The organism is Actinoallomurus acaciae (assembly GCF_042429965.1).
In the GTDB taxonomy this organism is placed as follows: Bacteria; Actinomycetota; Actinomycetes; order Streptosporangiales; family Streptosporangiaceae; genus Actinoallomurus; species Actinoallomurus acaciae.
In genome coordinates this window covers 11395-19283 of the sequence record NZ_JBHLZP010000268.1, presented here as the reverse complement: position 1 = coordinate 19283, position 7889 = coordinate 11395, and the positions used below count along the sequence as shown (strand labels likewise).

Sequence of the window (7889 nt, the reverse complement as noted above, 5' to 3'; positions counted from 1 at the left end):
TGGCCCGCGCGTTCGGCGCCGAGACGTGCGTCCCGGGCCCCGACGGCGTACCCGAGGCGATCAGGGAGGCCACCGGCGGCGGCGCGCACGTGTCCCTGGACGCCCTCGGCCACCCGCGGACCTGCGCGGACTCGATCGCGTGCCTGCGCCGCCGCGGACGGCACGTCCAGGTCGGCCTGCTGCCCCTGGAGGCGGGCCCGGCGACACCGCCGATGGACCGGGTGATCGCTTATGAGCTCAGCGTGCTGGGCAGCCACGGCATGCCCGCCCACGCGTACGGGCCGATGCTGGACCTCGTCGCCGCCGGCACCCTTCGCCCCGACCGCCTGATCACCGCCACGATCGGACTACCCGAGACGCCGTCGGCGCTGGCGGCCATGGGCACGTCCCCGCCCACCGGCGTCACGATCATCGAACCCGGGGCCGGTACGCCGCCCGGCTGAATGCCGAGCATCAGCGCCGACTCGGTGCTATGCCGACGCCGCCAGGGCCGGTGTCACAGGGCCTCGGGCGGGATGCCGACGAGCTTGACCAGGAATCGGTCGATCTGCTCTTCGAGGGGCGTCCAGGGCAGGTCGGGCTGGTTGATGCGCAGCGACACGGCGCCGTGGACGGCGGCCCGCAGGTCCAGTGACACCATCGCCGGGTCGTCGGCGGGAGCGAGCCCGGCGTCCATGCAGCGCTGGACGGCGGCCGTGGTGCGGTCGGCCAACTCTTGTTTGAAGGCCATGGAGGTGCGCTGGTTGAGCGTGCTCTCGTGCAGCACCTTGTAGAGCCCCGGGTGCCGGTGGACCCATTCCCCGAGCAGGAGCACCCGGGCGCGGAGTTTCGCCACAGGGTCGGCGGGCCCGGCCTCGGTCTGCTCGATGGCCCGCATGAGTTCGCCGTGGAAGCGCTCCAGCGTCGCCAGGACCAGCTGGTCGCGGTCGGCGAAGTGGATGTAGACCGAGGTCGCCGCGATGCCGAGCTCGCGGGCCACCGCGCGCAGGGACAGCGCCTGGTCATCGCCCAGCTCGTCCAGGAGCCGCAGCGTGACCGAGACGATGTCCTCTTTCAGCCGCGCCCCCTGCCCGCGCGGGTTTCGTCCCCGGGCCGAGGTCTTGTCCATGATCCGCCATTGTAGGGGCGCACCCGTCGCGCTACGCTTGTAGCGCTACAGCCGTTCAGTTATGGAAGGACGACCGATGAGCCTCCCCTCCGAGACCCTCGAGACCTACGAGACCCCGGACCCGGTGTTCGCCGAGATGAGCGCCGCCACCGACCGCGTGCTCTGGGACGGGATCCCCGAGCTGTCCCCCCGCGAGAAGGTCCTGCTCTGCGTGGTCGCCGACGTCTGCCAGCAGACTCTCGGCGCGCCGTTCGAGGAGCACGTGACGATGGCGCGGCACCACGGCGTGTCAGGCGACGACCTGCGGGAACTGCTCCGGTTCATCGCCTACGACAGCGGTTACCCGGCGGCCGTCGCGGCGCTGGGCCGGCTGGTCGAGCTCGAGCGGAAGCTGGGCCTGACCCCCACGGGCGAGGGCCACGAGGTGAACGCCGACGGCGCGGCAAGCCCGATCCCCGAGCCGATGCGGCGGGCCGTGCACGACCTCGACGCCCCTTTCGGCGACTACATGGATCTGCAGTCCCGGATGCGCGGCGGCATGCGGCGCCTGAGTGCGCGTGAGCGCGCGTACGCCACGATGACCGTCGACGTTCTGTACCAGACGCTGGAGGAGAGCTTCCGCGCCCACGTGACGCGAGCCCTCGCCGCCGGCGCCACACCCGACCAGGCCCGCGCGGTCGTACGGTTCTGCGCGCTGTTCGGCATGACGAGGGCCTGGCGTGCCATGCGCGTCCTGACCGGCCTGTTCACCGAGACCGGAACCGTCTTCGCCTGAAACCGCCGCGTCGAGACCGCGGGGAAGGCGGGCCGTCACGGGCGGCGTGACAGCAGGCCGGCGATGAGGACGCCGAGGGTGGTCTCCAGCCGCCCGGCGAAGTCGATGCGCAGGGCGGCGACGGACGCGTCGGCCTCATACGCGGCCCGGACCGCGCTGGAGGGGTTCGCGTGGGTCCACAGGGAGCCGGTGACCATGACGGTGGTGCCGGCGAGCCACTCCGCGCCCGGCACGTCGAGTTCGGGCAGCTGGTGGCGGATGAGCCGGGCGAGCGCGGTGACGTGGCGGGTGAGGCGGTGCCGGTGGCGCAGGACGACCGGGAGGGAGACATTGTGTTCCAGCACGGCGGCCTGGACGCCGATCAGGTCGCACAGCACCGGGCGTGCCGCGAGCGAGGCGGCGAGCGCGGAGCTCAGCCCGGCGGCGCGTTCGGCGGTCCCGGCGCGGGCCTCGCCGCCGAGGCCGCTGGTGACCTCGTTGAGCCAGGCCGCGACGGCGGTGTCGAAGATCTCGAGCAGGATCTCCTCGCGGGACTCGAAGTAGCGCAGGACGTTGGACTTGGCCAGGCCGGCGCGGTGGCTCAGCTCGTTGAGGGTGAGGTGGGCGGCGGGCATCTCGGCCAGCATGGCGACCGCGGCGTCCAGGATCGCGCGCCGCCGCTCGGCGCGCTGCTCCGCGCTGCGGGCCCGCTGGAAGGTCGCCATGCCGACAGATTACAGACCGCCGGTCTGTTGTCCGGGAATGAACGATCTTGGTGGGCGGCGCGTCGCCTCGGCCTGGGCCTGGGGGTTCCGGTGGGCTCCCACCGTGGGTCGGGTACGCGCGCCGGTGCGGCGGCCCAGGACCCGGCCTCCCGCCCGACGCGCTTGAGGGGGTCCCGGTAGCACTGACCAGGAGGAGACCGCGGCGCGGTTACGGTTCCAGGCCGTCGGCGCGCTCTCGCCCCACAGCGAGACAAGCGCGCCGCCGATCCCGCAGTCGGCTTCCGGGCCGACCGTTATGCGGTTAGATTAAGCGCCTATGCCTGAATGTCACCGTGTGAGCGAAATGCCTCGGCTGCCATTCCGGACGACCGGCCAATGAGTGGTTACGAGACGGCGGCCACGTCATGGGAACGGGCGGGCAGAGGGTACCTGGCCGTCGGTGACATGCTCGCCGACGCGGTGGACCGCCTCTATGACAGGTTGGTCGCTGCCGGGCAGTGTTTCGGCAGCGACGGTTTCGTCGGGCGCCCGGCCTACAACGGCGCGGGAGAGTCCGTGGGATTCCGGGTGGCCCGGGATGATCTGCTGGCTCGCCTGGTGCTGGTCGTGAACCTGGTACGGGCGGCCGGACACGGACAGATCGTCACCGGAGTGAACTACCAGGACGCTGAGAACGCCTCGGCCACGATCGTCGCAGGCGACATACAGCGCGCGCAGGACACGCTGGCCAAGGTGGCGAAGGACGACGTCTACCAGCTCAAAGCGCTGCCGGACAACCTCATCCGGCCCATTCCGACGCCCGGTCCGGTGAGGACGGCGCTGGGGCTGCTGGAGATGTTCGGGCTGCAGTGTGAGTGGGCCGACGGGCACTCCGACAAGGTCGCAGAGATTCACGACGCGTTGCGGGACGTCTCGGACGCCTTGGACACGGCGAGCACCGCGTTGACCCACCACACGAGCACGGTGGTCACCGTCAACAGCGGTGAGACCACCGACGCCTTCACCAAGAACCGGAACACCGGTCAGCCGGGAACACCGGACTGGTTGACGCGCCGCAGCCGCGCACTCGGCGGGGAGGTGGAGACGTGGGCCCGCGACTTGCCCGCAGACCAGCGGGTGGCGGTCGAGGACGTGCTGGCGCCTGATGGGATCAAGCGTCTGAACGATGGGCTGCACAGCGACGATCCGCAGATCCGCGCCGAGGCGGCTGCGCGGGAGCAGGCGGCGAAAGAGGCCCTGGGCCCGTTCAAGGTCGACGGTGACACCACCGTGTACGCCCACCCGGCGGACGATCACGTCACGGAACTCGCAGCCGGTAAGGACGTCACGGTGGAGAGCGCGTGGTCCGGGAGCCTCAACCGCGGCCCGGATCACGTGGGCCCGGCCGAGGTGGTCTTCAACACCCGTAACGCGGTCGACGTGTCGGACCTGGTCGGACGCCATCAGGTCATCACGTGGTCCGACACGCGCGCACACGTGCTCGCCGTACAGAACTTCCCGCCCGAGGAGCGAATCGGCACGCGGGAGCCCGAACGCCGGATCTTCCTCACCGACCTGCCGGCTCGCGATGCTCCACCACGCGCGGTCCGGCACCTCAAGGCTCTCTCGACGGACCTGTCCGAAGGACCGCCCTCCAGGCCGTCCTTCGGACTGCCCGATGACTATTGGGAATTCAGGGATAAGATCGCGGTCAAAGTCGCGTCGGGTGAGCTCTATAAGGTGAACCCGGCGGACGCCCTCAAAGCGCCCCTCATACGCCCTCTCGAGGGTGTTCACGACTTCGGTATATCCGGAGGGAGCGTCGCTGAATTCCTCCGGGCCCATGGTCTCGAGGCCGAGGCCCTGGACACTCTGACCGGTAACTACCGCGGCTCTGGTCGTGTCCTCCGCTCGGTGACGCCACTCGATGACGGAATCGCGCGATCCATCGCCAACGAAAGCCTCACTCCGGTCATCTATCCGACGGGCGACACCTGGATCAACCCAAAGGGTGAGGTCCATCTACGCATACCGGACGGTGAGCGTCTCGGCGACGGGCCCTCGTGGCGCATCGCCGTTCCTGACCCGGAACGCATCCCGTCCATGCCGGGCCGGCTGGGGGACGACGGAATCCGTCGCTTCGACGCCACCGATGATGTGTCGCGCTATGGCCATGCACATCTCGGACCGGAGCACTTCTCCGATATCAGCTTCGATGACCTCAGTATCGTCAGTAACTATCAGAGGACGTCCTGGCCATACAATACGGTCTTGCGCATAGAGGGCAACGGGGGAACGCGTGCCGACCTGAATGAGTGGTGGGACGGGATCGCGCCCGGGGCACCACTCGCACTGTTCGACCACCCCATGAACGTGCATTATCACTCGATTATTTTCAGCGATGATCCCAAGTTGGGCCCTCTTCGCAGAGACCTCCTCGCCAGCGAGTCGCCGGGAGAGCGCCTGCAATACTAGAAGGCGTACCTCCACCAGAACCTGCCTGCCGTACGCGAGCTGTACATAAACTACGGTCATTTTCCGTCAATGGATGAGATCGGCGCGACCATCGATAGTCTGCGGCGGCTGACGGACGTGCAACTGCCGGAAGGGGTCGAGACCAGTCGCAGCCTGCGATCCGTATTCTTCATGGAGGGCTTCGACCGGGAAAATCCGGATAACCTGAAGGCATTGGAGAACACGGTGCAGGTGGAGCCGGGGCTCATGTCGCTGTCGCTGGGCGGCAGCGGATACTGGTCCCATACCGAGGTCGCCGGGGAGTATCCGTACACCCTCCACCTCGACGTGCCCGCGGGGACGCGTGGACTGTGCTCGGCGTTCAACGATATGTACGAGATTACCCTTGCGCCCGGAACCCCCTACCGGATCACGCGAGTGACGGTGAATCCCGACGGGACGGCAGACTTCTATGGTGTCGTGCTCCCCCGCTGACTTACGGAGGTCGATGTCGTGAGCGACCGAGGTGACCCTCCTGCGGAGACCGGGCCGCCACCGGACGCCGAGCTTTCGCCGTTCACCCTGCGGCGGCGGGGATATGGGTTCCTGACCCGGTCACCGGTTCGCCATCTTCCGGTCACCAGGCACGGGAAGCTCATCGGCTATCTGTGGGCGTCGGTCACCGGAGACGCCGCGCACTTTGTCGCACGAGTCGACGCGGGCGCCGAGGGGAACCTCGCCGAATATCCGTGGTTCCTGCGGCTCGAACGGGCCAAGGAAGAGGGGCTGACGGCGTTGGAGGCCCTGCGCCACTGGATCGGCGCCCCCGAGCATCCGCGCGCCGGCCGGATCGCGGCCGACGCGATCGAGCAGGAAGCGCCCAGTCTCGATGCTCTCCATCAGGAAGCCCGGATGAGCAACCGACGGATACCCCCGGAACATCTTCCCTGACACCGACGATCACCGGTCTCGTGCGGCGTACGGTCCATCGACCGTGCCGCCGCGCGTGGAATGCGACCTGACCCCGCTGGGGGTGGAGGCAGGGCGGCCGACGGACGCGATCGTGGAGTGGTCCATGGCCGCGCGGCGGGAGTTCGGAGCCGCGGCCGGTCCGGTAGGCGCGGGGCTCAGCCGTCGATGGCGTGGCGCATGGCGCGGAGCTTGGTCTGGGTCTCGGCGAGTTCGGCGGCCGGGTCGGAGCCGGCGACGATGCCGCCGCCGGCGTACAGGCGGGCCCGGGTGCCCTCGACGTGGGCGCAGCGCAGCGCGATGCCCCATTCGCCGTCGCCGCGAGCGTCGATCCAGCCGACGGGCCCGGCGTAGCGGCCGCGGTCCATCATCTCCAGCTCGCGGATCGTCTCGATCGCGTCGGTGGTGGGGGTGCCGCCGACGGCGGGTGTGGGGTGCAGCGCCGCGACGACGTCGAGGACGGAGCGTTCTTCGCTCAGCCGCCCGCGTACGGGCGTGGCGAGGTGGATGAGGTTGGACAGGCGGAGCAGCTCCGGCTCGTCGGGCACGGTGAGCTCGCGGCACAGCGGGGCGAGGGCGGCGCGGACCATGTCGGCGGCGTAGGAGTGCTCTTCGCGGTCCTTGGCGGAGGCGAACAGGGCCGCGCCGGAGACCTCGTCGGCGGCGTCGCGGGCGATCGTGCCGGCCAGCACGAGCGACTCGACCTCTCCTCCCATGCGGCGTACGAGGAGCTCGGGGGTGGCGCCGACGAGGCCGGCGCAGGCGAAGGTGTAGCAGGAGGGGAAGCGGTCGGCGAGCCGGCGCAGCAGGACGCGGGTGTCGATGGGCGAATCGGCGATCGCGAGCAGGTCACGGGCGAGCACCACCTTCGACAGGTGCCCGGCGCGGATGCGGTCGACGGCGGCGGCCACGGCGCGCATGTGGCGGGAGGCGTCGATCGCGCCGTCGGCCCAGCGGACGCCGGTGGGCGGCGCGGGCGGGCGCAGCAGCGCCAACGGCTCGGGGTTGTCGCCGATCGTGGTGTACCAGGCGTGGCCGTCGCGGCGGCCGAGAACGACGCGTGGGACGATGAGCACCGAGTCGCCGGACTTGGGGTCGAAGGAGAAGCTGCCGAACGCGACCGGGCCCGATCCGGGGACGCCGAGCGGGTCCTCCACCGACGCGGCGGCGAACACGGAGGCGAGCCACTCGCGGGCGCGGGTGAAGCGGTCCTCCCCGCCCGGCACGACCAGGCGCGCGGCCTCGCCCCAGCCGACGAGGCCTTCGCCGTGCCGGACCCAGGCGAGGGCCTCGGAGTGGGGAAGGCGCGCGACCAGGTCTTCGTGCGCTGAGCCGCCGCCGGACACGACGGCGGTCCGGACGGTGAGCCGGTCGGGGATTCCCACTGCGAGGTTCACAGTGAACCACTGTACGGGATTTTTGAACCTGTTCAAACAGTGGTGACCTCTGCATTTCATGGGGCCGCCGGGGCCTTCCCGGCCCGCACCCGCCCGCGCCCGCCCGGACCTGGCACGCTCACGCAGATCCGTCGTGGCCGACCACGGCCGTGGTGACATTCCATCTTGTTCGCTGAACTTTCTAGATATATCGTTAACATGTCTAGATGATCAGCTGAGAGGTGGCGACATGGACGACTGGCTGCCGGGCGCGATGGACCCGGCCGTATTCCTCGCCGCGGGCGGCCCGGGCGGCGGCCCACCGGGTCCACCAGGCCCACCGGGCCCGCACGGGCCCCATGGCCCGGCCGGACCGCACGGCATGCCGTTCCCGCCGCCTCCTCCCGGCGTGCCCCCGATGCCGGATCTGTTCGGTCCGGGCATGCCGCCGCCCGGTGTCACGCCGAAGGTCAGGAAGGGCGACGTGCGCGCCGCCGCCCTGGCGCTGCTCGCCGCGGGCCCGC

8 protein-coding genes and 1 pseudogene are annotated in these 7889 nt (G+C 70.2%); 6 read left to right on the top strand and 3 right to left on the bottom strand.

Annotated elements, in window-relative coordinates:
* Window positions 1-443 (top strand): zinc-binding dehydrogenase (locus ACFFNX_RS29650; RefSeq protein ID WP_378209105.1); only part of this gene is annotated, 443 nt, incomplete at its 5' end.
* A 53-nt stretch (window positions 444-496) separates the two neighbouring features.
* On the opposite strand, the gene ACFFNX_RS29645 is transcribed toward ACFFNX_RS29650, so the two are convergent.
* Entirely contained in the window at window positions 497-1108 is a 612-nt protein-coding gene (locus ACFFNX_RS29645) for a TetR/AcrR family transcriptional regulator (protein WP_378209104.1), read from the bottom strand.
* Between the two features lie 76 nt (window positions 1109-1184).
* Here ACFFNX_RS29645 and ACFFNX_RS29640 point away from each other — a divergent pair, with 76 nt between their 5' ends.
* The gene (locus tag ACFFNX_RS29640) at window positions 1185-1883 is read left to right on the top strand and encodes a carboxymuconolactone decarboxylase family protein (RefSeq protein WP_378209102.1); all 699 of its coding nucleotides are present in this window, start codon (window positions 1185-1187) and stop codon (window positions 1881-1883) included.
* A gap of 35 nt (window positions 1884-1918) precedes the next feature.
* On the opposite strand, the gene ACFFNX_RS29635 is transcribed toward ACFFNX_RS29640, so the two are convergent.
* Window positions 1919-2587, bottom strand: a complete 669-nt coding sequence (locus ACFFNX_RS29635; protein ID WP_378209100.1) for a TetR/AcrR family transcriptional regulator — start codon at window positions 2585-2587, stop codon at window positions 1919-1921.
* 375 nt (window positions 2588-2962) lie between these two features.
* Between ACFFNX_RS29635 and ACFFNX_RS29630 the strand changes: the two genes are divergently transcribed.
* From ACFFNX_RS29630 to ACFFNX_RS29620, 3 genes are all read left to right on the top strand, one after another.
* Complete coding sequence (locus ACFFNX_RS29630) at window positions 2963-5041, top strand: hypothetical protein (RefSeq protein WP_378209098.1); 2079 nt, start codon at window positions 2963-2965, stop codon at window positions 5039-5041.
* A 69-nt stretch (window positions 5042-5110) separates the two neighbouring features.
* Window positions 5111-5515 carry an ADP-ribosyltransferase family protein gene (locus ACFFNX_RS29625; RefSeq protein ID WP_378209096.1) on the top strand — a complete coding sequence of 135 codons (405 nt, stop codon included), beginning with the start codon at window positions 5111-5113 and terminating at the stop codon, window positions 5513-5515.
* A gap of 18 nt (window positions 5516-5533) precedes the next feature.
* On the top strand, window positions 5534-5971 hold the full coding sequence (locus tag ACFFNX_RS29620; protein ID WP_378209094.1) for a hypothetical protein: 438 nt from the start codon (window positions 5534-5536) through the stop codon (window positions 5969-5971).
* A 176-nt stretch (window positions 5972-6147) separates the two neighbouring features.
* On the opposite strand, the gene ACFFNX_RS29615 is transcribed toward ACFFNX_RS29620, so the two are convergent.
* Window positions 6148-7386 (bottom strand): isochorismate synthase, encoded by a 1239-nt coding sequence (locus ACFFNX_RS29615; RefSeq protein ID WP_378209092.1) that lies wholly within the window; start codon window positions 7384-7386, stop codon window positions 6148-6150.
* Between the two features lie 229 nt (window positions 7387-7615).
* On the opposite strand from ACFFNX_RS29615, the pseudogene ACFFNX_RS29610 reads away from it, so the two are divergent.
* Window positions 7616-7889: pseudogene (locus ACFFNX_RS29610) on the top strand (PadR family transcriptional regulator); the annotation flags it as partial.